Genomic DNA, 25285 nt, shown 5'->3' with positions numbered 1-25285 from the left:
GAATCCTATTGGTTACCGATGGCTCGACCGGCCTAGCCTCGACGACGAAACGAAAGGAGAAGACGTGTCCACTGTTCTGTTCGCGCTCACCAGCCACGAGAAACTCGGCGAGACCGGGAAGTCGACGGGGTTCTACGTGTCCGAGGCCGCGCACCCGTGGCGGGTGCTGACCGACGCCGGCCACCGGGTGGAATCGGTGTCGGTGCGAGGCGGCCGGCCGCCGCTGGACGGCTACGACCCCGAGGACGCCGATCAGCGCGCGTTCGTGGAGCGGGCCGATCTCGATCACACGCTCGCGCCGGCGGAGGTCGACCCTGAGCGGTACGACGCCGTGCTGTACGTCGGCGGCCACGGCACGATGTGGGACTTCCCCGGCTCGGGCCTGGCCGCGATCAGCGGTGCCGTCTACGACCGCGGCGGTGTGGTCGCCGCGGTGTGTCACGGCCCGGCCGGGTTGCTCGACGTCACCCTGTCCGACGGCACGCATCTGCTGCGGGACAAGGACGTCACCGGGTTCACCAATGCCGAGGAGGCCGCCGTCGGGCTGACCGGCGTGGTGCCGTTCCTGCTCCAGGACGCGCTCGAGGAGCGGGGCGCCCGACACCACGCCGCGCCGGAGTTCACCGAGCACGTGGTGGTCGACGGGCGGCTCGTCACCGGCCAGAACCCTGCCTCGGCCACCGCCGTCGGGGAGGCGATAGCCCGCCTGCTGGCCTGACATCGCGAGTCCCGCGCCCTGCACCCGTGAGTCCCGCGTTCACGCAGCACGAGCGCGGGACTCGCCGTGCTCCAGCGCGGGACTCGCGAGAAAACAAGCAGGCGTGCTTGCTTCTTTCGGAGTCGGATGTCAGGCTGATGAGCGGCAACCCCGTGCGGAGAGGTGGCGCCCAGTGGCGATTACCAGTGTTCTCGTGGCCAACCGTGGTGAGATCGCGCGCCGGGTGATCAGCACCTGCCGCCGGCTCGGCATCGGCACGGTCGCCGTGTTCTCCGACGCGGACGCCGACGCGCCGCACGTGCGCGAGGCCGACGCCGCGGTGCGCCTGCCCGGGGTGAGCCCCGCCGAGACCTACCTGCGCCCCGAGTTGCTGATCAAGGCGGCGGCCGGAGCCGGCGCCGACGCGATCCACCCCGGCTACGGGTTCCTCTCCGAGAACGCCGGATTCGCCGAGCAGGTCGCCGGCGCCGGCCTGACCTGGATCGGCCCGCCGGCCAAGGCGATCGCCACGATGGGCTCCAAGATCGAGTCGAAGCGGCTGATGGCCGACGCCGGCGTGCCCGTACTGGCCGAGTTGGACCCGGACGAGATCACCGAGGATCAGCTTCCCGTGCTGGTGAAGGCGTCCGCCGGCGGTGGCGGGCGCGGCATGCGGGTGGTCCGCGAGCTGGACGAACTGGGTGCTGCGCTGATCTCCGCGCGTGCCGAGGCCGCCTCCGCGTTCGGCGAGGAAACCGTGTTCTGCGAACGGTTCCTGGCCACCGGCCGGCACATCGAGGTGCAGGTGATGGCCGACGCGCACGGCGCGGTGTGGGCGGTCGGCGAGCGCGAGTGCTCGATCCAACGGCGGCACCAGAAGGTGGTGGAGGAGGCGCCGTCACCGCTGGTCGAGCGGGTCGACGGGATGCGCGAGCGGCTGTTCGACGCGGCCGTGCGCGCCGCGTCCGCGGTCGGCTACCAGGGCGCCGGCACGGTGGAGTTCCTCGCCGACGAGCGCGGCGAGTTCTTCTTCCTGGAGATGAACACCCGCCTGCAGGTGGAGCACCCGGTCACCGAGTTGACCACCGGCACCGACCTCGTCGCGCTGCAGATCGCCGTCGCCGAGGGCGCGCCGCTGCCGGCCGAGCGGCCGGAGAGTCGCGGCCACGCCATCGAGGTGCGCCTCTACGCCGAGGACCCGGCGCAGGAGTGGCAGCCGCAGAGCGGCACGCTGCACACCGTCGAACTCGCCAACACCGTCCAGTTCGGACTGTCCACTCAGGACAGTGGGATTCGGCTGGATTCCGGTGTGGACAACGGATCCGTGGTGAGCGTGCACTACGACCCGATGCTGGCCAAGGTGATCGCCTGGGCGCCGGAGCGGACCGCCGCGGCGCGGTCACTGGCCGGCGCGCTGGCCGCGGCGAAGATCCACGGCGTGGTCACCAACCGGGACCTGCTGGTGCGCGTACTGCGGCACCCGGCCTTCCTGGCGGGTGACACCGACACCGCGTTCTTCGACCGGCACGGGCTCGACACGCTGTCCGAACCGTTGGCCGACGCCGAGACCGAGTCGCTCGCCGCACTCGCGGCCGCGCTCGCCGACGCCGAGCGGAACCGGGCCGCCGCGCGGGTCAACGGCCGGCTGCCGAGCGGCTGGCGCAACGTCGTCTCGCAGCCTCAGGTGAAGGTGTACGACTCGGCGTCCGGCACGCACGAGGTGCGCTATCTGTTGGGGCGCAGCGGTGTGACCGTCGAGGGGCGGGACGGTGTCCGACTTGTTGAGTCCACTATGGACAGTGTGGCGCTGGAGGCCGGCGGTGTGCTGCGCCGCTTCGAGGTGCGTCGCTACGGCGCGCTGGTGTGCGTCGACTCGCCGCTCGGCCCGGTCGCGCTGACCGCGGTGGAGCGGTTCACCGACCCGTCCGCCGTGCTGGCCGAGGGCTCGCTGGTGGCGCCGATGCCCGGCACGGTGATCAGGGTGGCCGTGGCGGAGGGCGACGAGGTCACCGAGAACCAGCCGCTGCTGTGGCTGGAGGCGATGAAGATGGAGCACGCCGTGCGCGCGCCCGCCGACGGCGTGGTGGCCGAGCTGGGTGTGTCCGCCGGTGCTCAGGTCGAACTGGGCGCTGTGCTCGCGGTGGTCACGCCGACCAGCTGAAACAGCCTGAACGGTCTGTTTTTTGTAGGGGAGCGACCGGCTGTCTAGGGGTTGTGCGTCGAATCACATCGGCAGATTCTCGAATCCATGGGAATTGCGTCTCGCGCTTCCGTGAATTGGAGCAGATCATGAGTCTGACGATGATGAACGTGACCGGCGGGCGCCCCGCGCCGTCCTGGTTACGCGAATTGGCCGATGCCAGATCGGTCTACGAGGAAACCCTCGGCTGGCCGGTGTCCCTGCAGGTCGGACGCCGCAGCCTGGTCGTCGCGGCGGGCGAGGTGCTGGACGCCGTGGCAATGCCCGCTTCGCTCGGCGCCCGGGTTCGCCGCGAACTGGAAATGATGATGTTGGACGGTCCGATCATCGCGAACCCGGACGGAACGCGGTGGACTTTTCTGATGCAGCCGGTAGGAGGGATCAGGGGCGATGTCGCGACCGAATTGCTGGATCTCGGTGTCCATCTCGCTCCGGACAACGCGTACGTCGTCATTCCGACGAATTCCGTTGCCGCCGGGAACACCTGGCGCTGGGTGGCCAAGCCGGACGCCGCCCGCGCACTCCCGTCCGCCTACGCGGTTGTCGGTGTGGTTCGCAGGCTGACCGGCGAGGCGTTCGCCCGAGGCGCCTGACTTCATCGAGTTTGCAAGATGACTCTTGCGCAACTCGTGCTGCTTCTTGCATGCTGGGTCCCCAGTTCGAGCAAGAGTGCGCACACCAACGCGGGAGTTCGTCCATGCGGAAAGTCGTCACCCTGCTCGTCGCGATCACCGTCACGGCGTTGTCGATCGCGACTGGACAGGTCGCCGTCGCGCAGGGGGCGGCGGCGACCCTGGGGGCCGCCACACCCAAGACCATCCCCGCGCTGCGGCACTGGACCGCCGCCGGCACCGGGTACGCCTTCGGCGCCGGCGCGCGGGTCCTCGCCCCGCCCGAGCTGGCGGACACGGCGCGCACGTTCGCCGAGGACCTCCGCGCGCTGACCGGCGTCCCGGTCGACACCGGGACCGGGCCGGCGCGGCCGGGGGACATCGAGCTGGGTACCGGCGCGGTCGACGGCGGTGACGAGGGCTACCGGCTCACCGTCGCACCGGTGATCTCCTTGCGGGCCAACACGAATCGCGGTGTCCTGCTGGGCACGCGGACCGTGCTGCAACTGCTGAAACAGAGCTGGGTGGTGCCCGGCGGCGTCGCCGAGGACTGGCCGCTGTACCGCGAGCGCGCGTTCATGGTGGACGTCGGCCGGCAGTACTTCTCGCTGGACTGGCTGCGCAAGCACATCAGGGACATGGCGTACCTGAAGATGAACCAGCTGCACCTGCACTTCAACGACTTCACCGGATTCCGGCTGGCCAGCCAGATCCACCCGGAGATCGTCGCAGCACGGCACTACACCAAGCAGGAGATCCGCGACCTGATCGCGTACGCGGCGCGCCACGGCGTGGACGTGATCCCCGAACTGGACTTCCCCGGCCACCTCGACCCGGTGCTGGCCGCGCACCCCGAACTGCGGCTGGTCGACAAGAACGGCGTGCCGCACAAGAGCAACCTTGACCTGTCCAATCCGGCGGCGTGGACGCTCATGCGCGACCTGATCACCGAGTTCCTGCCGCTGTTCCCGAGCCGCTTCTGGCACATCGGCGCGGACGAGTACGTCACCGACTACGCCGCCTACCCGCGGCTCGAGGCGTACGCGAGGGTCCACTTCGGACCGAACGCCACCGGCAAGGACGTGTACCACCACTACTTCAACTGGGCCAACGAGATCGTGCGCGCGGCCGGCAAGATCGCCCGGGCGCACAACGACGGCCTGCACCCCGGCGGCGCCACGATCACCGTCGACAGGAACATCGTGATCGAGCACTGGTCGCAGAGCGGCCCGCCGCCGTGGTTTGGCCCGGCCTACACCGGCAAGCAGTTGATCGCCAACGGCTACACGATCCAGAACGCCCCGTTCACCCCGACGCATCACACGGTCGGCGGCTGGGCGTCGCCGTTCAACGTGCCGGCGCCGCTCATGTACGACACCTGGGACCCGGGCATCACGGTCGACGGCGCGCGGCTGACCGAGGCGGAGAGCCGGTCGAACCTCGGCTCGAAACTGAAGCTCTGGTGCGACGAGAGCAACCAGACCGAGGCCCAGCTCGCCGTGGCGATCCACGACAAGCTGCGGGTGATGGCGCAGCACACCTGGCGCTCACCCGGGCCGGCGCTGTACCTGCTGTTCGCTCCGGTGATCAACGCCGTTGGCGACGCGCCCGCGTAGAAACCCTTGCCCCACAACGAGAACAGAGGTCTGTCCACATGCGACACAAAGCAACGATCTTCGCCGTGGCTGCCGCCGTCACCGCCGGCCTGCTGTCCGGCGGCACCGCGTCCGCGACGCCGAAGTACCGGAATTACGTGGCGCTCGGCGACTCCTATGTCTCCATCGCGTCGCTGCTGACCGTGGAGGACAAGGTCGGCTGCTTCCGGTCCCGCGACAACTACCCGCACGTGCTGGCCGCGAAGCTCGGCGTGGCGAGGTTGACCGACGTCAGCTGTGGTTCCGCCACGACCGAGCACATGACCACCCCGCAGCAGACGCCGCTGTTCGGCACCAACCCGCCGCAGTTCGACGCGCTGAACCCGGACGTCGACCTGGTCACGCTCACCGTCGGCGGCAACGACTTCGGGCTGGAGTCCACGTTCGGAAAGTGCGGGCTGCTCAGCGCGACCAACCCGTTCGGCAACCCGTGTCAGCAGGCGAACCGCAATCCGGACGGCAGCGACCAGTTCCTCGGCAAGATCGAGAAGGAGGTCGCGCCGAAGGTGGCCGCCGTGGTCCGCGGTGTCACCGAGCGCGCGCCGAACGCGACCGTCCTGCTTGTCGGCTACCTGCGCCTGCTGCCCGACACCAAGGGCTGCTGGCCGGCGATGCCGATCGCGGCCGGCGACGTGCCGTACCTGAACGTGGTGCAGCAGCGGTTGACCGACGCGCTGACTCGCAACACCGGCGGCAAGGTGGTCGCGTTCGATCCGACCTCGCTCACCGGCCACGACGCGTGCACGGCGCCGGGTACCCGTTGGGTGGAGCCGGTGTTGCCGGCCTCGCCCACCACGCCGGTGCACCCGAACGTGCTCGGACAGCGCAACCTCGGTGAGCGATTGGCGGCGGCGCTTCGGTAACCCCCGGGTCACCCGGACGCTGGTACCGGGCGAGCGGTCTTGAGCAACAGCACACCGAGGACGGCGGTCCACGCCCAGGTCAGCGCCGTGAACAGGACGACCACCGCGAAGTTCACCGCGACCGCGCCGGTCAGCCAGCCCGCACCGAGCACAACGCCGGCCCAGCCGAGCCATGCCGGTACGACCACTGAACGGGACAGCACGAAGCCCGTCAGCGCGATGGCCGCGCCGAGCATGGCCTGTGCGATGAACGCGGTGCTCCCGAGCAATACCAGCACCGTTTCCGCCCGCTCCAGTACGGCCGCCTGATCGGCACCCTGCTCGAAGTACTGGTCGACGACGGTGGTCAGGCCGAACGCGTGGATGCTGAAGTAGACAGCGAACACGGCTGCCGCGGCGGTGAAGACCACACCGTGGACTCGGCCGAGCGCGCGCGCCGCGGGTGCGACGACCGGGATCAGCGCGGTGAACGCACCCGCCCAGAGCAGCACGGCGGCGATGTTGACCAGGTGCACCAACCACCAGGACGGGCGCTGGTGTACATACTCGAGCGTGTCCCTCGCCGAATCGATCGGCGGGTTGCCGTGCAGCGCGCTCGGCACCACGTAGAGCGCGGTACCCACGAGCAGCGCGATCGCCGCGGCCCGCAGAACGGCGGGGCGCCGCGGTGGCGCGTCCGTTGACGTCATGATCGAACTCCCTCTCTGCCGGATAGTTCCAATCTAGTCATACTATGACTAATCGGCAAAAGGGGTGCCTCGGTGGGCGATTGGCGGCGGCGCTGCGGTAACCCTGGGAGGGCCGCGCCCGATGACCATGGTGTGTACAAACGACTACTGTGTGCTGCCATGGTCATCGGTGCGCTGACCCTCGCCGGCTGCGGTCAACAAGAATCGCCGACTATCACGCCCGGCGGGCCAAGCACCACCCCGACGGTCACGGCCGTGGTGAAGTCGGGCTCGGCGATGTTGACCGGCATGGTCGCGGCGCCCGTCCGGATGGTGATGCCGAACCTGGTCGGGCGGGGGTTGCAGGAGGCGCAGAACGCGATGCAGCGCGCGGCCGGGAACCCGGTGTTCATCAGCTTCTCGCACGACGCGACCGGGGCGAAGCGCAAGCAGGTCCTGGACTCGAACTGGAAGGTCTGCGCGCAGAACGTCGCGGCCGGCACGCCGTTCACCCAGGACACGCGAATCGACTTCGCTGTGGTGAAGCTGGCGGAGCGCTGTCCGTAGGCGGTCCGATCGGGCGATTGTCGAGCCGGCCAAATTGGTCTATACCTTATGCGCCCCACCGTCGGCGTTGGGAGAACCATGAGTGGCTCACGATTCAGGCGCGCCCCCGCGGCGTTAGTGATGGCCGTGGTCGCCGGAACGCTGTTCGCGGCGCCGGCGGCGGCCGAACAACCGACCAGCACCAGGATGACCTCGATCATCCCCGCACCGGTCTCGGCCCAGCCGAACCCGCGCGCGGACTACGAGATCACCGGCCGGACCGCGATCCACGCGCCGCGCGAGGCGAAGGGTGTCGCCGATTACCTGGTCGGCGTGCTGGGCTCGTCGACCGGCCACAAGCTGCGGATCGAGGCGCCGAAGCACAACCCCAAGCACGGGATCAACCTGGTGCTCGGCGGCCTGGACCGCAAGCGCGGACCGGAGGCCTACGACCTCGACGTCACCAAGCACGGTGTCGTGCTCCGCGCGAACGCCGACCGCGGCCTGTTCGCCGGCGTGCAGACGCTGCGCCAGTTGTTGCCGACCAAGTCCGACGCGCGCCGGCACGGCTGGCGGGTGTCCGGCGGTACGATCACCGACGAGCCGAGGTTCGGATACCGGGGCGCGATGCTCGACGTGGCACGGCATTTCTTCACCGTGGACGACGTCAAGCGGTACATCGACCTGATCTCGCAGTACAAGATCAACCACCTGCACCTGCACCTGGCCGACGACCAGGGCTGGCGGATCGAGATCAAGAGCTGGCCACGGCTGGCCACCTACGGCGGCAGTACCGAGGTCGGTGGCGGTCCCGGCGGGTACTACACGCAGGAGGACTACAAGGCGCTGGTCGCCTACGCGGCCGAGCGGCAGATCACGGTCGTGCCGGAGATCGACATGCCGGGGCACACGAACGCGGCGCTGGCCTCCTACGCCGAGCTGAACTGCGATGGCGTCGCGCCGCCGCTGTACACCGGCACCGACGTCGGGTTCAGCTCGCTGTGCATCGGCAAGGAGATCACCTACACGTTCATCGACGACGTGCTGCGTGAACTCTCCGCGCTGACCCCCGGGCCCTACCTGCACATCGGCTCGGACGAGGCGCACTCCACGCCGGAGCCGGACTACCTCAAGTTCATCGAGCGGGTCATGCCGATCGTGGCGAAGCACGGCAAGACGGTGGCCGGCTGGCACGAGTTCCTCAAGGCCACGCCGCCGACCTCGGCGCTGCCTCAGTACTGGGGCACGACGAACTCGAACACCGAGGTCACCGAGGCCGCGCAGCGCGGGAACAAGATCCTCATGTCGCCGGCGAACAAGGCGTACATGGACATGAAGTACGACCCGAGCACGCCGCTCGGGCTGAGCTGGGCCGGCTACATCGAGGTGGCCGACGCCTACGGCTGGAACCCCGGCACGCACATGCAGGGTGTGCCGGAGTCGGCCGTGATCGGGCTGGAAGCGCCGCTCTGGTCGGAGACGCTCGAGAACATCGACCACATCGAGTTCATGGCGTTCCCGAGGCTGCCGGCCTACGCGGAGTTGGGCTGGTCAGCGTGGAGCACGCACGACTGGGAGTCGTTCCGCCAGCGGCTGGCTCGGCAAGGTCCAAAGTGGACGGAGCAGGGCGTGGACTTCTACCGATCGCCCCAGATCCCTTGGCCCGCCTAGGAATCAGGTGATACCAGCCCGGCGTGGCGGGCGTACGTGGCCCGCTGCGTCGAGGCGTGCGGACTTGCCGGGAATACGTCGCGAGGCGTACGGGGAACTTACGTTCGTGACCGGACGACGATCACATACGCACGGTGAAGAATCGACATGAAGTTCGAGGGTGAAATCCTCGGCAGACTAATCTATCGAATAAATGGAGAAGTCATTCATGTTGCGTAAGATTACTGTCCTGACTGCCGGAATGGCACTGATCGGAACTGTCTTCGCGTCGTCGGCAAGCGCCGAAACAACCGCCAATACCGCATCGGGAAAGAGTGTCAAGTCTCAGGTTTCCGTTGCGGGACACTGGGTCGGCCCTTTCAGTACGGAGGCGGAGTGTGAAACCGCCAGGAGTGCATTGCCGCCAGGGGCGACCAGCGATTGTATCAATGTCGGGGGCGGTGTTCTTGATCGGTGGATCTTCTGGGCGAACTAGCGGCTAGCGGTGTATCTCGACAGGTCTGCTGACTGAAAGGATGTTTGAAATGGGGATCCGAAATCGCATTGTAGGTGCGATAGGTGCTGTAGTGGTGAGCGCAGGATTGATCGCAACTGCGGCACCCGCCACCGCTGCCTCGCCACGACTGGACGGCAACACTGTGGGAACGCAAGGCTGGGAGGGTTGTCCGCAGGGGAACGTGTGTGGCTGGGTCGGCATGAATGGTGAGGGGCTTTTGTCCGTCGTCACGCCAGCGCTGCAGCTGGGGCAGTGTCTCCGAATCCCGGGCTCATGGTCGGGTGCGAACCTGACAGGGGCGGCCCATGTTTTCTGGGAGGGTCACGACTGTACCGGTAATATGATTGTTTTGCCGCTAGGTGCTTACTACGGCATCCCTTTCATCGCCAACGGCATCAGCCTTCTTTGAACTCGGCCCGAACCGGTGCCTGCCAGTGGCAGTAACCGAAAGTCGTAGCAGACGGAGTTGGGCCCCGCTATCCGGTGTGGATGGTGGGGCCCAACACGTGCACTCTCGCTGTGTCGTCAGGCGCTTTCGCCGCGTTCCTGCGCGCGATCACCGTCTGCTGCCTGGGCCTCGGCGATCTTGGCGCGCACCTCGTTCATGTCCACCGCGCGCACCTGCGTGATCAGATCCTCCAGTGCGGGCGCGGGCAGCGCACCCGGCTGCGCGTAGAGCACGACGCCGTCCCGGACCGCCATCACGGTGGGGATGGACGAGATGCCGAACGCGCCGGCCAGCTGCTGCTGCGCCTCGGTGTCGACCTTGCCGAACACGATGTCGTCATGGGTCTCCGACGCCTGCTCGTACACGGGCGCGAACTGGCGGCACGGGCCGCACCAGGCCGCCCAGAAGTCGACCAGCACCATGCCTTCGGTACCGACGACATCGTCGAAGTTCTCGGCGGTCAGTTCGACCGTTGCCACAGCTGGCCTCCTCATGTTGGTGTACCTCCTGTCAACGGTAGGGCAACACATGTGATTCCCGTGTGTCCCGATCGTGTCGTCGGATCGGTTACGTTCGGCTGCTGACCAGCGCTACTGTCACCGCTGTGGTCCAGACCAAAGCTGGCTGCGTGGTTGACGCGTCACGCGGCAGCAGGCAGGATTGCTGAAATGCTCGAAAGTGATCGAAACAGGGAGTTATCGATCTAAACTGCGCAGCCGGCCGAAGCTCGGCCAGCCAGACAGTCAGACCTGGCGAAAGGTAGAAACAGTGAGGCGACTCAGGAAAGCCCCCTTGATCGCCACGGCGATCATGAGCGCGCTCGCCCTCGCGCTCACCGCGTGCGGCGGGAGCAGCGACAGCGGAAGCGGCGAGGGCGGCACCACCGAGCTGGAGCTGCTCGTCCCCTCCTACGGCGACAAGACCAAGCCGTACTGGGAACAGCTCATCAAGGACTTCGAGGCGAAGAACACCAACATCAAGGTCAAGCTCGAGGTCCAGAGCTGGGACGACATCTACAAGGTGTTGGACACCAAGGTTCAGGGGAAGAAGCAGCCCGACATCCTCGAACTCGACTCGGCCGGCCCCGCCTACGGCAAGGAAGACCTGCTCTACAAGGCCGACGAGATCGTCTCGCCCGCCACGATGAGCGACATCGTCTCCTCGTTCGTGGACAGCGCGAAGATCGACGGCACCGCTTATGGCGTGCCCACCGTCGCTTCGACCCGCGCGCTGTTCTACAACAAGGACCTGTTCGCCAAGGCTGGTATCCAGTCGCCGCCGAAGACCTGGGACGAGTTGCTCGACGCGGCCAAGAAGATCAAGGCCCTGGGCGGCGATGTAGCCGGTGGCTACGGCATGCCCTTGGGCAGCGAGGAAGCGCAGGGCGAGACCTCGATCTGGGCCTACGGCGCCGGCGCGTCCTGGTCGGACGGTTCGAAGATCACGGTGAACACGCCGCAGGCGACCGAGGCGCTCACGTTCATGAAGCGGATGGTCAGCGAGAAGGCGACGCAGGCCAACCCCGGCGCGACCAACCGCACGCCGCTGATCAACGTGTTCATTCAAGGAAAGATCGGCATGATCACCGGCCTTCCGCCGGTCGTCGGTCAGATCAAGGAGAAGAACCCGGCGCTGCAGTACGGCATCGCGCCGAGCCCGACCAAGGACGGCAAGCCGGTCACGCTCGGCGTCGCTGACTATTTCGTGGCCTTCAAGAAGGATCAGGACAAGAAGGACGCGATCCGCAAGTTCTTGGACTTCTTCTATCAGAAGGACAACTACGTCAAGTTCAACGACAACGAGGGCTTCATCCCGGCGACCAAGTCCGGCGGTGCCGCGGTGGCCGCGAAACCGGAACTGAAAACCTTCCTCGACGCGGTTCCGGCCGCGAAGTTCTACCCCGCCAGCCTCGCGGCCTGGGGTTCTACCTCTGGCGCCTTCAAGTCGCTGGTCGGGCAGATCGAGACGAAGTCCGCTGGTGACGTGCTCAAGGAGATTCAGCAGAAGGCTGACTCCGGCGGCTGACCATCGACGGTTTCGGTCCCCGGCAGCTGTCGGGGACCGAAGCCTTTGGCGTGTAAGGAGATTCGAGGTGAGCGACGCTCCGTCCACTGTGGACGTGAAGCCGCGAAAGCGAAAGGCCCGCCGGGAGACGACGCTGCAGGCGTTGCCCTGGCTGGCACCGGCGCTGATCCTCATCGGCGGCGTGGTGATCTACCCGGCCGGCTACATGATCTACACGTCGTTCCGGGACATCACCCGCTTCGGCACCGATCGCGGCTGGGCGGGCTGGACCAACTACGAGGCCGTGTTCAACCTGGCGCACCTGCCGAAGGTGTTCCTGAACACCGGGGTGTGGGTGGTCGGGGTGGTCGCGGTGAGCATCGCGCTCTCCATGGTACTCGCGCAGTTCCTGAACAAGCGCTTCCCCGGGCGGCGGGTCGTCCGGCTGGTGATCATCGTGCCGTGGGCCGCGTCGGTCGTGATGACCTCGACGATCTTCGTGTACGGCCTCGACCCGTTCTACGGGATCATCAACCGGCTGCTCACCGACGTCGGGCTGATCAGCGAGCCGTACGGCTTCCTGAAGAACGCCACCGCCGGATTCTTCTCCGCCGCGGCCGTCGCGGTGTTCGTGTCGGTCCCGTTCACCACGTTCGTGATCCTCTCCGGGTTGCAGACGATCTCCGACGACACGCTCGAGGCGGCGCAGATCGACGGCGCCAGCCGCACCCAGACGTACTGGCAGGTGGTGTTTCCGATGCTGCGGCCGGCGCTGGCCGTGGCGACGATCATCAACGTCATCAACGTGTTCAACTCGCTGCCGATCCTGCGCACGATGACCGGCGCGATCCCCGGCTACGACGCGGACACCACGACCACACTGACCTTCAAGATCATCCAGGCCGACCGGCAGATCGACACCGCGAGCGCGTTGAGCGTGATCAACTTCCTCGTGGTGCTTGTCGTGATCGGCGTCTACCTCCGGGTCGTGCGCCCGATGCGGGAGGACTGACCGGTGACCACTCTTACCGAGCGCCTTCCGTCCACTGTGGACGCTCCGCGCCCGCCGAAGCGCGGACGCGGCCAGCGAAAGCGTTGGGAGCTCACGGCTGTCGGCGTGATCGTCGCGCTGGTGTTCCTGTTCCCGTACATCGTGATGTTGATCGGGTCGCTGAAATCGCGGCCGGAGATCCTCCAGGTGCCGCCGACATACCTGCCCCAGGAGTGGCACCCGGAGAACTACGTCAACATGTGGAACACGCCGGAGACGCCACTGGGGAGCAACCTGCTCTCCACGGTGGTCATCTCCCTCGGCGGCACGGCGTTGGCGTTGCTCGCCGCGCTGCCGGCGGCGTACTTCACCGCCCGGCACAACTTCCGGTTGAAGATGCCGTTCCTGCTGCTGGTGCTGATCACCCAGATGCTCCAGCCGACCGTGCTGGCGTCCGGCCTGTTCCGCGAGTTCGTGACGCTCGGGCTCAACGACACGCTGTTCTCGATGATCCTGGTGAACGCGGCGTTCAACCTGTCCTTCGCGGTGTGGATCATGCACAGCTTCTTCCGCGGCGTGCCCAAGGAGATCGAGGAGGCGGCGTGGCTGGACGGGTGTACGCGCACCCAGTCCATGCGGCGGGTGATGCTGCCGCTGGTCTGGCCGGGCATCGTCACCACGGTGATCTTCACGTTCATCGCGTGCTGGAACGAGTTCGCGGCGAGCCTGATCCTGCTGCCGACCGACACGAACCAGCCGCTGACCGTCGCGCTGACCAAGTTCGTCGGCCAGTACGACTCGGCGTGGCAGTACGTCTTCGGCGTCTCGCTGATCGGCATCCTGCCGGTGGTGATCCTGTTCTCGATGATCGAGAAGCACCTGGTCGCCGGCCTCACCGCGGGCGGCGTGAAGTAGTAGCCGTCGCCGCCGAACTTGAAGCGCGTCGGGTCCTGCAGGGTCTTGCCGGTCTGCACGCACAGCAGCTCAGCCGCCGAGGTGGCGTTCGATCGAACCGCGAACCGTCGCTGAACGCCGGCGACGGCGTGTTCCCTGATGGTTCAGCGGTGTTGTGCGGCTGCGGGGGCGAACAGTTGGCGCAGGAACTGTGTGGTGTCGGGCAGTGCGGCTTCGAGGGCGCCCATGTGGTCGACGGGGTAGGTGCGGTAGGTGTAGGGCTGCTGGTGGGCGGCGAGGTCGTCGACGAGCTGCTGGGTCAGGAACGGGAACACGGTCTTGTCGTCGGTGCCCTGGGCGATGAAGATCGGCCGGTCGTAGCCGCTGGTGGGCACGTTGAAGATCGAACCCCAGGCCTGTTCGAATTCCGGGCCGAGCTGCCGGGTGAACAGCTCGCCGAGCCCGATTCCTTCCATCCGTTCGCGCATGTCGTCGTTGCAGAGCACCTCCGCGTCGGCGACGACCTGTTTGCCCAGCGGGGTGAGGTAGGAGGCCAGGTCGAAGTCGGGCCGTGCCGCGTGCAGCCCGGCGAGGATGTAGGTGATGAGCGACTTCATCCCCGGGTTCAGCAGGGAGGGTGGGATCGACGGGCCGAGGATGGACACCAGCCCGGCGAGGTTGGACGGCGGGCCGTGTGCGACGGCGCCGCGGAAGTCCAGTTCCGGCGCGTATTTGGTGGCCAGGTTCGCGGTGAACAGGGCGGTGTGCCCGCCTTGGGAGTTGCCGAGCGTGGCCCAGCGCGCGGACAGTGTGGGGACGACGGTCCGCGCGGCGCGGACCATGTCGATCACGCCGTATGCCGCGACTTTCCCGTCCAGGTACGGGTGCACACCGGGGGTGCCGATTCCGGCGTAGTCGCTGGTCACGATCGCGTAGCCCTGGGCGAGCCACTTGCCCAGGTACTCGTAGTTGCCGTCGGGGTTGGGGAACGCGGTGGAGGGCGCGCACGCGTCGCCGAGGCCGACGGTGCCGTGTGCCCGGGAGATCACCGGCCAGCCTCCGGCGGGTGGGGCGCCTTGCGGCAGATACACCGCCCCGGTCACCGGGGTGGGGCGATCGCCGAGCCCGGTGGACCAGTAGGCGACCCGTTTCGCATCGCCGGTGCCGGGCAGCCATTGATCATGCGGCAGCGGCGTCACGCTCTGCACCTCACCCGGCCGCTGATCGCTGTGCTGATCGGCGGGCCGGGCCGAGGCGCTGGGGGTGCCGAGCAGGACGGCCAGCAGGGCGACCACGATCGCGAGCACACCCGCACGGATACTACGCATGGCCATTCCCCGTACATTCCGCAAGACCATGTGGGCGAGGCTAACACCGCCCGCGCGGGCCACGTCTGTACCAAATATCGAAATTGTCAGCCGCGCACGATCTCGGCATCACGGACACCGCGCTCCGGTGTGCGTTTCCGGGTCCTTCGCCAGAAGTCGATATGAAGTCAGCCGTGAGAAATAAAGCCAGCCGAAAACCGCACACATTGTTCGGCGGTAACACAATGCTCTTTCGAATGGACCAAGGGCACAATGCGCAGTTGGGATTTCCGGATCGCGGCATACCGATCGTTCGGCAGCCCAGTGGAAGTCGCGCTCGGAGTTCGCCCGGCTCCACGCCTTCCCAACCGCCGATGGTTCAGCAGGTCGGGGGCGGCGCGGTCGCGGGCGCGGTGAACTCCAGGCGCAGCGAGTCGGCGGTCGGGACGACCACGGCGCGGGCCCGCGGCGTCCAGTCGCGGGGGAGCAGGAAGTACTTGCCGCCGGACTGGATCACCAGCGTGAGGCCGTCGTACCGGAACCGGTACGCCGCCTCCGCGCCCTGGCAGTGGACTCGTGGCACACCGGCCAGGCGCAGGTCGTCCTTGCTGTACACGGTCGCGCCGGCCATCCGGGACAGATTCGCCTCGAACGCCTGACCTCTGCCCTTGCCGACCGCCGCCGAGTAGTCCCCGACCGCCCAGAACAGGCCCAGGCTGACCAGCACGAACGTCGCCGTCCACTCCGCGACGGCCGCCGGCGGGGAGCCGCGGGGCCTGCTGTCGCGCCGCGACTCGGTGATCGACGCGCGCAGCCGTGCCACCGAGGCGAGCAGCAGCACGCCGATCGTCAGACACAGCCCGGGGATGGCGACGAACTCGATGAACGGCGCCGGATCGAGCACCGCGATCACCGCGAAGACGATCAGCGCCAGGCCGCCGACCGCCGCGATCGGGGCGAGCACGCGCAGCAGCACCAGCCACGCGTAATCGCTCAGCCGGGGGCGCAACAGCCGGTAACCCCACAGCCCGGCCAGCGTGGCGATCGCGACGGCGGTCATCGGCGGGTACAGGCCGTCGATGCTGCGCAGCAGATAGTCCTCTGTGGACAGTCCCATAACGGAGTGGTGCACGCCGAAGTAGCGGAAGAAGTGGTGCGCCTGCTGCTGTCCGAAGAAGTACAGCAGCGCGGCGAGCAACGTCGTCGGCGCGGCCACCGTGCGGAGCACCCGCAGCGCGCGGGACGGCTCGGAGCCCTCCGGCTCGTCCACCCCGTCCGGCGTCCGACCGTTCCGACTGTCCCGAGTGGACAGTCGGCCGGGCGGACGCAGCGCGGTCCTGCGCACGGTCACTCGGATTCGGTGGTCGTGGTGGTCGTGGTCCGCCTCGTCGTCGTGGTCGTCTCCCCGGAACCGCCTGTGTCGCAAGGGTTCTTGACGACGAACGTGACCACCCCGCCGACCCGGACGTCGGTCGGCGAGTGCCGGACGATCTCGCAGTCACCCGGCGTCCGGCTCTGGAAGCTGATCTCCAGCTTGACGCAGTCCGCCTTCGCACCGGCGGCGCGACACAGCCGGCGCAACTCCGAGCGGATCGAACTCTCGTCCAGCGGCGAGCCGGTCTGGAACGCCGGATCGAGGTTCAGCGGCGCGCCAGGCGGCCCCTTGCCCTGGTTCCCCCGCGTGGTGCCGCCCGAACCGCCGCCGTTCCCACCGTCCAGTGTGGACGGTGAATCGTATGGAGGCGCGTCGTCGCCGCCACAGCCGGCCGCGAGCAGGCAGCAGGCCAGAACGCTGGCGTATCTGATCAGTCGAACCACCGCGACCACCGTCCTCCGCACGGGCGAACACGCTCGTAGGAAAAGAGCAGCGCGGAGGCGTCCAGATACGTCTCAGCCCTTCGGTAGTACGGCTCCCTGCACGTGCTTGAAGCCGCCGGTGTTGTCGCCGAGCTTGCCGTCCAGGAAATCGCTCCTCGGGATCGGCTTGGTCTCACCGGAACTGGGGTCGTAGATCATGATCTGGTCGCCGGAGTGGCCGACGGCCAGTACGTAGTGCCTCGGCTCGTTGTCGCCCACCAGCAGCGGTACCTGGTGGCCGTTGTCCACCGCGCTGGACACGTCGCGCATGGTCGGGCTGATGTCGCGCTGGTTGGTGTCGTCGGCCCAGCGGTACTCGTACTCCACGCCGTTGCCCGCGTTCTTGTTCATCCAGTCGGTCATGCCCCACGGCGAGGTGCCGGCCGCCTCCGGCCACAGCGTGTTCGTGTTGTCGTGCACCTTCTTCTGCTCGGCCTCGAAGTTCTTGTGGAAGTCGCCCTCGGTCAGCCCCAGCGCGTAGAGCGGGTCGTTCTCCGCCTTCGCCATGATCAGCGCGGTCGACCCGCAGGTGGTCGGATCGAGCTGCTCGACGAGCGTGGTGTTGCCCCGGTACTGCTCGCCGGTCCCGCCGCGGTCGATCAGCGACAGGTGCTCGTCGAGCCACTTGTCGTCCTTGTCGCGGATCTTGTCCGCGAACGGGCCGAGCTTGTCCACGCCGTGCCCGGCGGCCAGTGCCTTCATCAGCCAGGCGCGCTGGGTGTCCGTCTTCGCGTTGTCCAGCAGACCCTGGAACTTCGCGCGGTCCTCGGGGCTGAGCGCAGCCAGCTTCTCGCCGGCCCGCTTGAGCTGCGCGGTGTTCAGCAGGCCGTCGTCGAACCCGTCGCCGTTCAGCGTCTTGATCTTCATATCGGCGAGCACCACGGCGTCGTCCGCGGCGAGCCCGCCCTTGACCGCCGCCGCGGCCAGCGCCTGCCCCTTCACGTCGGCGAACGACGCGGCCGCCGCGTCGGCCGCGTTCAGGCTGGCCGTGTACACCTCGATCAGGCCGTTGATCACCGTGCCGACCTTGCCGACCAGCTTGCCCATGCCGACCGGGTCCGGGATGGGCAGGCCGCCGATGCTGGTCGCGTCGTGCGCCGCGTCGCCCAGCTCCTTGATCAGGTCCTTGTACTTCTTCTGCTGATCGCGGATCGAGGTGGCCAGCGTGGTCAGCGCGGTGGACGCCGTGGTGAACGCGGGCACCGTGCGGTCCACCGCGTGCGCCGTCGCCGCGATCACCTTGGTCGCCTCCTGCGCGGCGCCGCCCTTCCACGCCTCGGGGAGCTTGGAGGTGCCGAGCTTGGCCACGTCCGCGCCGATCGGCTTGATCGCGTTGGCGGCGGCGGTGTACGCCCTGGCCATCGAGTCCAGCGATTCGGGATTGCCCGGCGGCGGGGACAGCACGCCGATCAGGGTGCGCACGTGGTCCACCACGTTGAGCGGGTTGAGCAGGCTGCCGATGTTCTGCAGGCGCCGGATCAGCGTGCCGACCTGCACGTAGTCGTCACTGGACATGGCCGCCTCGCCTGCCGAAGGCGTCGCCGACGGCCGTGTCGATGCCGCCGTAGGTGTTCGCGGACGCGCGCAACTCCTTGCAGAGCTGCTCCAGCAGCGTGATGTGCACGCCGATCTCGTCGAACCAGGTGTCGTGCATGCCGGTGTACGCGTTCCGGGCCACGCTCAGCCCGCACGCGCCACCGTCCTTGGTCGCGCCGTTCCACGTGGTTCGCGCGGTGCGCAACGCCTCGGCGAGGTCGCACGCGGTGCGCCCGGCACCCGCGACCTCTCCCGGTCTGACCTCGAATCCCTCTGGCACGCCCGTCCCCCTCGCCTCAGACGGTGACCTCGCGGCGCGCGGCCGCGAGTGTGTCTCGGTAGTTGTCCCGCGACCGCCGTTCGGCCTCGGTGATCGCGCGCAGCACCGCGTCGCCGACGGCCCGCGCGCTCATGTAGGTGATCGCCTGCTGATCCAGCCGTACGTCGAGCAGCAGCCCGGCGCCGTCCACGATCACGGTGCCGATGCCGCCGGTGATCTTCTGCTCGAACCGGCGCGCGACGGCGGAGTCGCGGGCCTGCTCGGCCCGCTCGATGTTGGCCTTGATCTCGGCGGTCAGCGCGTACGCCTCGTCCTCGAAGCTCACCAGGACTCCTCGGGACGGACGTGGCTGCGCTGCGAGAAGTCCTCGTCGGCGGGTGGTGGCGGCTCATCGGCGAAGGTTTCCCGGAGAGAGGTGTCGTACGCCGCGCCGGCCGACTCGCGGGCGGCGTGCACGGCACGCACGATCGCCGTGCCGAGCGATTCGGGGTGCGGCCCGCGCAGCACGTCCTCGGACAGCGACAGCGTCACCAGGGTGCCGCGCCCGTCGACCACGGCGGTGGCGGCACGGTCCGACGACTCGCCGGTGTGCCGCCGTTCGCCGAGCTGTTCGTCCAGCTCGGCCAGCACTTCACGCACGTCAGCCGCCATGTCGGCAGACGCTAGCAGCGTCCTGACACGGCTGTTCATGGATTGGCCAAGGTGCCGCGGGCGGGTTTGCCGTCGTTGCGGACACCACGGACCGGGGGTTTGTGGGTCTTGAAGACCCACAAACGTGGGGGCGGGTTAGCCGGGGAGGCGGGCGCCGGTCTCCGGGTCGAACAGGTGCACCGCGCCGGTCTTCGGGATCAGCCCGATCTTGTCGCCGCGCTGGGCCGGCGACATGCCCGGCGTGCGCACGGTGAGCGAGTGCGGCGCCTCGGCCTCGTCCGCGGTCTCCTCGGCGATCTCCGTCGGGTCGATGAGCACCGGCTCGGTCGCCGAGCAGTACAGGTACTGGTCGCTGCCCAGCTCCTCGACAACCTCGACGGTCGCCGAGATGCCGTTGTCCTCGGTTGTGACCTCCCAGCCCTCGGGCCGGATGCCGATCACGATCTTGTCGCTGGTCAGCGCCGACCGCTGGGCCGGGGTGAGCCCGACGGTGTGCCCGTTGATCCGCGCGCCGTCGCCGTCCACCTTGGCGCGCAACAGGTTCATGGCCGGCGAGCCGATGAACCCGGCGACGAACAGGTTGGCCGGCTTGGCGAACAGGCCGACCGGGGTGTCGCACTGCTGCAGCAGGCCCTCCTTGAGCACCGCTACGCGGTCGCCCATGGTCATCGCCTCGACCTGGTCGTGTGTCACGTAGATCGTGGTGACGCCGAGCCGCCGCTGCAGCGACGCGATCTGGGTGCGGGTCTGCACTCGCAGCTTCGCGTCCAAGTTGGACAGTGGCTCGTCCATGCAGAACACCTGCGGCTCGCGGACGATCGCGCGGCCCATCGCCACGCGCTGCCGCTGGCCGCCGGAAAGCTTGGCGGGCTTGCGATCCAGGTACTCGGTGAGGTCGAGCAGCTTCGCCGCCTCGCGCACCCGCTCCATCCGCTCGGCCTTCGGCACGCGCTTGATCTTGAGGTGGAAGCCGATGTTGTCGGCCACCGTCATGTGCGGGTAGAGCGCGTAGTTCTGGAACACCATGGCGATGTCCCGGTCCTTGGGCGGCAGGTTTGTCACGTCCCGCTCACCGATCGACACCTGGCCGGCGTCCACCGGCTCAAGGCCGGCGAGCATGCGCAGCGTTGTCGACTTTCCGCAGCCGGACGGGCCGACGAGCACGAGGAACTCGCCATCGGCGACCTCGAGATCGAGGCTGTCCACGGCGGGCCGGTCGACGCCCGCGTAGTAGCGGCTCGTTCCCTCGAATGTCACGGCTGCCATATCGGGTCCCTTCTGCGGCGATGCGCTCGCACGCTATCGCAAAACGGGGGTCAGTTGAGGATCACGGAACGCTCGAGATTGCGCGGGTGGTCGGGATCCAGCCCGCGGGCGCGGGCGAGTTCGACGGCCAGCCGCTGCGCCAGCACCAGTTCGACCTGCGCGTCGTTGTCCGTGGCCCGCACGGCGGCGCCGGTGGCCTTCACCTCGTCGACCAGCCCGGCCGGCGCCGGGCCGAACACCCACACCAGCGAGCGCTCGTCGGTGATGGAGATCGGGCCGTGCCGGTACTCCATGCCGGGGTAGGACTCGGTCCACGCCTGGGCGGCCTCGCGGAGCTTGAGCGCGGCCTCGTTGGCCAGGCCCACGGTCGCGCCGGCGCCGAGGAAGGTGAACTGCGTGCGGTTCACCGCGTCGTCCGGCAGCGGCTGGGTGAGCAGCTCGAATGCCTTGGCGCACAAGGGTTCCACGTCATCGCCGAGGTGCGCGCGGAGCAGCGTGAGCGTGGTGGTGGCGAACCGGGTCTGGACCACCGAGCGCTCGTCGGCGAAGTCGAGCACGATCAGCGCGTCGGCGGCGTCCTTGACCGGTGTGGTGCCGTCCGCGGTGATCGCGACGGTCCGGGCGGGCGTGTTCCGCAGCGCGTCGAGCACCTCGGTGGTGGTGCCGGAGCGGGTGATCGCGACGACCCGGTCGTAGCCGCGGCCGGTCGGGAACTCCGAGGCGGCCCACGCGTCGGTCTCGCCCTGGCCGGCGCGCTCGCGCAGCACGGCGTAGCTCTGGGCGATGTAGAGCGAGGTACCGCAGCCGATCACCGCGACTCGCTCGCCGGCCTGGGGCAGCTCGCCGGCCGCGCCGGTGGCCACCACCTCGGCCGCGCGCCGCCAGCACTCCGGCTGGCTCGCGATCTCCTGATCGACGTAGGACATGCGTTCTCCACCACAGGACGTAGTTGCACGTTTATGCGTTATTTCTAGCAAAAAGTTGCACAAGCATGCAATGGTCTAGACCGTAATTACCTCCACACCCTCTGCCTCGAACGCCTGGACCAGTGGCGAGGACGCGGCCGAGTCGGTGATCAGCGTGTCCAGCTGGGACACCGGGCAGATCTGCGCGAACGCGGTGGCGCCCAGCTTGGTGCTGTCCGCGACGATCACCACCTTCTTCGACCGGTCGGCCATCAGCCGGTTGATGCTGGCCTCGCCCTCGTGGTGGGCGTAGGCGCCGTTGTTCGGGTCGATCGCGTCCACGCCGAGGAACACCACGTCCAGCGTGATCTCGGTGAGGATGCGGGTGCCGAGCGGGCCGGTCAGCTCGAAGGACTGCGGCCGCGCCACCCCGCCGGTGACCACGATCTTCACGTGCGGCCGGACCGCCAGCTCGTTGGCGATGTTCAGCGCGTTGGTGACCACGGTCAGCGTGGGGCCGTCCGCCTTGGTGCTCAGGTCGGGATGCGTGGCCAGCGTCCGGCCGACCTCGGTGGCCGTGGTGCCGCCGGACAGGCCGACCACGCTGCCCCGGCCGACCATGCTCGCCGCCGCCCGCGCGATGCGCTCCTTCTCCGAGGCACGCCGGGCGGTCTTGTACCGCAGCGGCAGGTCGTAGGCGACGTTGTTGGCCACCGCGCCGCCCCTGGTGCGGGTGAGCAACTGCTGCTCGGCCAGGTGGTCGAGGTCGCGCCGGATCGTCGCGGCGGACACGTCGAGTTCCTCCGCGAGATCGTCGACATCGACCTTGCCGCGCTGCCCGAGCATCTCCAGCAGCGCGCTGAGCCGTTCATAACGGTCCACGCTGATCTCCGTCCTGCGTGCTGACACGAGCACCCTTGGTGCTGTTTCATACAGTTTCGCGCACGGTATGCACAGCACGCTCGCACATAGGGTGCTTCATAGTGCACTATTTTGGGCCGTAACGAACAAGATTGCGCGTCGACAGGCTGGCGCGGCATCGCGGGAGGTACACATCGTGGCCAACCTGGACCGCGTGGTCGCCGTGGATCTGGGCGGTACCGGCCTCAAGGCGGCACTGGTCGACCGGGAATTGCGCACCTCCAACGTGGTGCGCACGCCGACCGAGCGCCGAGGCGGGATCGCCCGGCCGGACCAGGTGGTCGACGTCGTCGCGCAGTTGCAGGCCGTCGGTGACCAGCAGGGCTTTCGGGTCCGCGCGGCCGGGCTCGCCGTGCCCGGGATCGTGGACGACGACCTCGGGCTGGTGCGGTTCTCGGCCAACCTCGGCTGGCGCAACCTCGCCGTGCGCGAGCTGGTCGCGGCCAGCACCCACCTGCCGGTCGCGGTCGGGCACGACGTGCGTATCGGCGGGCTCGCCGAGTTCCGCGTCGGCGCCGCCAAGGAGGCGCGCAACGTGCTGTTCGTACCGATCGGTACCGGCATCGCGTCGGCGATCTTCCTGGACGGCCAGCCGTTCGTGGCCGGTGGCTACGCCGGCGAGATCGGGCACATCGTGGTCGAGCCCGGCGGGCCGAAGTGCGGGTGCGGCAACCGGGGGTGCCTGGAGACGATCGCGTCCGCCGCCGCCGTGGCGCGCCGGTACAACGCGCGCAGCGGATCGCGGGTGACCGGCGCGATCGACGTGGTCGAGCGGATGGCCGACGACAGCGACGCGCGTGCGGTGTGGGCCGAGGCGATCGAGGCGCTCGCGTACGCGCTGGTCATCGCGATCACCGTGCTCGGACCGGAGGTCGTGGTGATCGGCGGCGGGCTCGCCGAGTCCGGCGACGTGCTGCTGGCCCCGCTGCGCGAGACGCTGCTCAAGCGGCTGACCTTCCAGCGCCGGCCGGACGTCGTGCTGGCCGCGCTGGGCGACCGCGCCGGCTACATGGGCGCCGGGCTGCTGGGGTGGGAGCAGGTCGGCGTGACGCCGAAGGGTGTGCGCCGGTGATCCTCACCGTGACGCTGAACCTGGCGCTGGACGTGACCTACGAGGTGCCGCGCCTGGTGCCGCACCACTCGCATCGGGTGAATGCCGTGCACGCGCGCGCCGGTGGCAAAGGGATCAACGTCGCGCGGGTGCTGCGGCGGCTCGGCGAGACCGCCGTGGTGACCGGATTCGCCGGCGGGGCAACGGGTTCGGCCGTCCGTGCCGATCTCGTCGAGGTGATCGACGCGCTGGTGCCGGTGGCCGGCGAGACCCGGCGCACGGTCGCCGTGGTGTCCACTGCGGACGGTGACGCGACCGTGCTGAACGAGCCCGGTCCGGTGGTCTCGCCGGAGGAGTGGGCGGCGTTCCTGACCCGGTACGCGCAGCTGCTGGCCGACGCCGACGTGGTCGTGCTGTCCGGCAGCCTGCCGCCAGGGCTCGCCGGCGACGCGTACGCGGTGCTGGTGCGGCTGGCTCGCGAGCACGGTGTTCTGTCCATTGTGGACACATCGGGTGACCCGCTGCGGGCCGCCGTCGCCGCGCGCCCGGATTTGGTGAAGCCGAACGCGGTGGAGTTGTTCGAGGTGACCGGCGAGACGGATCACCTGGCCGCAGCCGGGGCGCTGCGCACGGCCGGTGCCGGGGCGGTGGCCGCGTCGCTCGGCGGCAACGGGTTGCTGCTGTCCACAGTGGACGGTTCGTGGCTTGCCCGGGTGCCGGAACCGTTGCGCGGCAACCCGACCGGCGCGGGAGACGCCTGCGTGGCCGCGCTCGCCGCCGGCCTGCGGCGGGGGGAGGCGTGGCCGGACGTGCTCGCCGAGGCGACCGCCGTGTCCGCCGCCGCCGTGCTCGCCCCGGTCGCCGGCGAGATCGACGTCGAGGCGCGCCGGGGGATTCGACCGACCGTTCACCTGGAGGAACTCAGTGCCGCTCACACCGACAGCTGACATCGTGGGGCCGGCCGCGGCGGCCGGCAAGGGCGTCGGCGCGTTCAACGTCATCCAGCTCGAACACGCCGAGGCACTGGTCGCCGGTGCGGAGCGGGCCGGCGCACCGGTGATCCTGCAGATCAGCGAGAACGCGGTGCGCTACCACGGCGCGCTGGAGCCGATCGGGCTGGCCACACTCGCCGTCGCGCGCGCCTCGACCGCGCCGACCGCCGTGCACCTCGATCACGCGACCGACCTTTCCCTTGTGCGCCAAGCGGTCCAGCTCGGATTCGGGTCGGTCATGTACGACGCGTCCACGATGTCGTATGAGGACAACGTGCGCTCGACGGCCGACGTGGTGCGCGAGTGCCGGGCGGCCGGCGTGTACGTCGAGGCCGAGCTGGGCGAGGTGGGCGGCAAGGACGGGGTGCACGCGCCGGGCGCGCGCACCGACCCGGCCGAGGCACTGTCCTATGTGGACTCCACGGGTGTTGACGCGCTGGCCGTGGCGGTCGGCACCTCGCACGCGATGCTCACCAGGGACGCGTCGGTCGACTTCGAGCTGATCACCAAGCTGCGTGACGCGTTGCCGGTGCCACTGGTGCTGCACGGCTCGTCGGGCGTGCCGGACGCCGATCTCACCCGTTCGGTGCACGCCGGCATGACGAAGGTGAACATCGCGACGCACTTGAACAAGGCGTTCACCCTCGCGGTGCGCGACTACCTGGCGGCCAACCCCGAGGTCGTGGACACCCGCAAGTACCTGCGCCCCGGCCGCGACGCCGTCGCCGCCGAGGTGGCCCGCCTCCTGGACGTCCTCGACGCCTGACCTCGCGAG

The 25285-nt window shown here is 68.7% G+C and carries 25 protein-coding genes; 13 read left to right on the top strand and 12 right to left on the bottom strand.

Annotated features, from left to right (window positions below):
* The first annotated feature begins 64 nt into the window (after positions 1–64).
* The 5 genes from EV193_RS03685 to EV193_RS03665 all read left to right on the top strand — a co-directional run bounded on the left by EV193_RS03685 (position 65) and on the right by EV193_RS03665 (position 6026).
* Entirely contained in the window at positions 65–718 is a 654-nt protein-coding gene (locus tag EV193_RS03685) for a type 1 glutamine amidotransferase domain-containing protein (protein WP_207222473.1), read from the top strand.
* Positions 719–890: 172 nt separating this feature from the next.
* Entirely contained in the window at positions 891–2858 is a 1968-nt protein-coding gene (locus EV193_RS03680; protein ID WP_130342484.1) for an acetyl/propionyl/methylcrotonyl-CoA carboxylase subunit alpha, read from the top strand.
* Between the two features lie 128 nt (positions 2859–2986).
* Positions 2987–3490, top strand: coding sequence for a hypothetical protein (locus tag EV193_RS03675; RefSeq protein ID WP_130342483.1), 504 nt, complete (start codon positions 2987–2989; stop codon positions 3488–3490).
* Positions 3491–3594: 104 nt separating this feature from the next.
* On the top strand, positions 3595–5124 hold the full coding sequence (locus tag EV193_RS03670; RefSeq protein ID WP_165401204.1) for a family 20 glycosylhydrolase: 1530 nt from the start codon (positions 3595–3597) through the stop codon (positions 5122–5124).
* Positions 5125–5162: 38 nt separating this feature from the next.
* Complete coding sequence (locus EV193_RS03665) at positions 5163–6026, top strand: SGNH/GDSL hydrolase family protein (protein WP_130342481.1); 864 nt, start codon at positions 5163–5165, stop codon at positions 6024–6026.
* A gap of 8 nt (positions 6027–6034) precedes the next feature.
* On the opposite strand, the gene EV193_RS03660 is transcribed toward EV193_RS03665, so the two are convergent.
* The gene (locus tag EV193_RS03660; RefSeq protein ID WP_130342480.1) at positions 6035–6715 is read right to left on the bottom strand and encodes a DUF4386 family protein; all 681 of its coding nucleotides are present in this window, start codon (positions 6713–6715) and stop codon (positions 6035–6037) included.
* A gap of 159 nt (positions 6716–6874) precedes the next feature.
* On the opposite strand from EV193_RS03660, the gene EV193_RS03655 reads away from it, so the two are divergent.
* Positions 6875–7261 carry a PASTA domain-containing protein gene (locus EV193_RS03655; protein WP_130342479.1) on the top strand — a complete coding sequence of 129 codons (387 nt, stop codon included), beginning with the start codon at positions 6875–6877 and terminating at the stop codon, positions 7259–7261.
* A 120-nt stretch (positions 7262–7381) separates the two neighbouring features.
* Positions 7382–8911 carry a family 20 glycosylhydrolase gene (locus EV193_RS03650; protein ID WP_130342892.1) on the top strand — a complete coding sequence of 510 codons (1530 nt, stop codon included), beginning with the start codon at positions 7382–7384 and terminating at the stop codon, positions 8909–8911.
* Positions 8912–9932: 1021 nt separating this feature from the next.
* On the opposite strand, the gene trxA is transcribed toward EV193_RS03650, so the two are convergent.
* Complete coding sequence (gene trxA / locus EV193_RS03645; protein ID WP_130342478.1) at positions 9933–10334, bottom strand: thioredoxin; 402 nt, start codon at positions 10332–10334, stop codon at positions 9933–9935.
* 289 nt (positions 10335–10623) lie between these two features.
* Between trxA and EV193_RS03640 the strand changes: the two genes are divergently transcribed.
* From EV193_RS03640 to EV193_RS03630, 3 genes are all read left to right on the top strand, one after another.
* Positions 10624–11880 (top strand): extracellular solute-binding protein, encoded by a 1257-nt coding sequence (locus tag EV193_RS03640; protein WP_242613114.1) that lies wholly within the window; start codon positions 10624–10626, stop codon positions 11878–11880.
* 67 nt (positions 11881–11947) lie between these two features.
* On the top strand, positions 11948–12871 hold the full coding sequence (locus tag EV193_RS03635; protein WP_242613113.1) for a carbohydrate ABC transporter permease: 924 nt from the start codon (positions 11948–11950) through the stop codon (positions 12869–12871).
* Positions 12872–12874: 3 nt separating this feature from the next.
* Positions 12875–13765, top strand: coding sequence for a carbohydrate ABC transporter permease (locus EV193_RS03630; RefSeq protein ID WP_242613112.1), 891 nt, complete (start codon positions 12875–12877; stop codon positions 13763–13765).
* A gap of 143 nt (positions 13766–13908) precedes the next feature.
* Here EV193_RS03630 and EV193_RS03625 read toward each other — a convergent pair whose 3' ends face one another.
* From EV193_RS03625 to EV193_RS03580, 10 genes are all read right to left on the bottom strand, one after another.
* Positions 13909–15072 carry a lipase family protein gene (locus EV193_RS03625; RefSeq protein WP_242613111.1) on the bottom strand — a complete coding sequence of 388 codons (1164 nt, stop codon included), beginning with the start codon at positions 15070–15072 and terminating at the stop codon, positions 13909–13911.
* 358 nt (positions 15073–15430) lie between these two features.
* Complete coding sequence (locus tag EV193_RS03620; RefSeq protein ID WP_130342477.1) at positions 15431–16402, bottom strand: hypothetical protein; 972 nt, start codon at positions 16400–16402, stop codon at positions 15431–15433.
* Positions 16399–16869 carry a hypothetical protein gene (locus EV193_RS03615; protein ID WP_130342476.1) on the bottom strand — a complete coding sequence of 157 codons (471 nt, stop codon included), beginning with the start codon at positions 16867–16869 and terminating at the stop codon, positions 16399–16401. The genes EV193_RS03620 and EV193_RS03615 overlap by 4 nt, the downstream gene beginning before the upstream one ends.
* 72 nt (positions 16870–16941) lie before the next feature.
* Positions 16942–18423 (bottom strand): cysteine peptidase family C39 domain-containing protein, encoded by a 1482-nt coding sequence (locus EV193_RS03610; RefSeq protein WP_130342475.1) that lies wholly within the window; start codon positions 18421–18423, stop codon positions 16942–16944.
* On the bottom strand, positions 18413–18724 hold the full coding sequence (locus EV193_RS03605) for a hypothetical protein (protein ID WP_130342474.1): 312 nt from the start codon (positions 18722–18724) through the stop codon (positions 18413–18415). The genes EV193_RS03610 and EV193_RS03605 overlap by 11 nt, the downstream gene beginning before the upstream one ends.
* A gap of 16 nt (positions 18725–18740) precedes the next feature.
* Positions 18741–19049: a YbaB/EbfC family nucleoid-associated protein gene (locus tag EV193_RS03600; RefSeq protein ID WP_130342473.1), complete on the bottom strand. Its 309-nt coding sequence runs from the start codon at positions 19047–19049 to the stop codon at positions 18741–18743.
* Complete coding sequence (locus EV193_RS03595) at positions 19046–19375, bottom strand: YbaB/EbfC family nucleoid-associated protein (RefSeq protein ID WP_165401201.1); 330 nt, start codon at positions 19373–19375, stop codon at positions 19046–19048. Before EV193_RS03595 ends, EV193_RS03600 begins: the two co-directional genes overlap by 4 nt.
* Positions 19376–19510: 135 nt before the next feature.
* Positions 19511–20641 carry an ABC transporter ATP-binding protein gene (locus EV193_RS03590; RefSeq protein ID WP_130342471.1) on the bottom strand — a complete coding sequence of 377 codons (1131 nt, stop codon included), beginning with the start codon at positions 20639–20641 and terminating at the stop codon, positions 19511–19513.
* Positions 20642–20691: 50 nt separating this feature from the next.
* Positions 20692–21567 (bottom strand): SIS domain-containing protein, encoded by an 876-nt coding sequence (locus EV193_RS03585; protein ID WP_130342470.1) that lies wholly within the window; start codon positions 21565–21567, stop codon positions 20692–20694.
* A gap of 75 nt (positions 21568–21642) precedes the next feature.
* Positions 21643–22428 (bottom strand): DeoR/GlpR family DNA-binding transcription regulator, encoded by a 786-nt coding sequence (locus EV193_RS03580; protein ID WP_130342469.1) that lies wholly within the window; start codon positions 22426–22428, stop codon positions 21643–21645.
* A gap of 175 nt (positions 22429–22603) precedes the next feature.
* On the opposite strand from EV193_RS03580, the gene EV193_RS03575 reads away from it, so the two are divergent.
* Genes EV193_RS03575 through EV193_RS03565 form a run of 3 tightly spaced genes read left to right on the top strand, consistent with a single transcriptional unit; the run spans position 22604 to position 25276 of the window.
* Entirely contained in the window at positions 22604–23539 is a 936-nt protein-coding gene (locus tag EV193_RS03575; RefSeq protein WP_242613110.1) for an ROK family protein, read from the top strand.
* Complete coding sequence (locus tag EV193_RS03570) at positions 23536–24465, top strand: 1-phosphofructokinase family hexose kinase (protein WP_130342468.1); 930 nt, start codon at positions 23536–23538, stop codon at positions 24463–24465. The genes EV193_RS03575 and EV193_RS03570 overlap by 4 nt, the downstream gene beginning before the upstream one ends.
* Positions 24443–25276, top strand: coding sequence for a class II fructose-bisphosphate aldolase (locus tag EV193_RS03565; protein WP_130342467.1), 834 nt, complete (start codon positions 24443–24445; stop codon positions 25274–25276). Before EV193_RS03570 ends, EV193_RS03565 begins: the two co-directional genes overlap by 23 nt.
* The last annotated feature ends 9 nt before the right edge of the window (positions 25277–25285 follow it).

It is taken from the genome of Herbihabitans rhizosphaerae (assembly GCF_004216555.1).
Lineage (GTDB): Bacteria > Actinomycetota > Actinomycetes > Mycobacteriales > Pseudonocardiaceae > Herbihabitans > Herbihabitans rhizosphaerae.
This window is presented reverse-complemented; position numbering and strand designations above follow the sequence as displayed.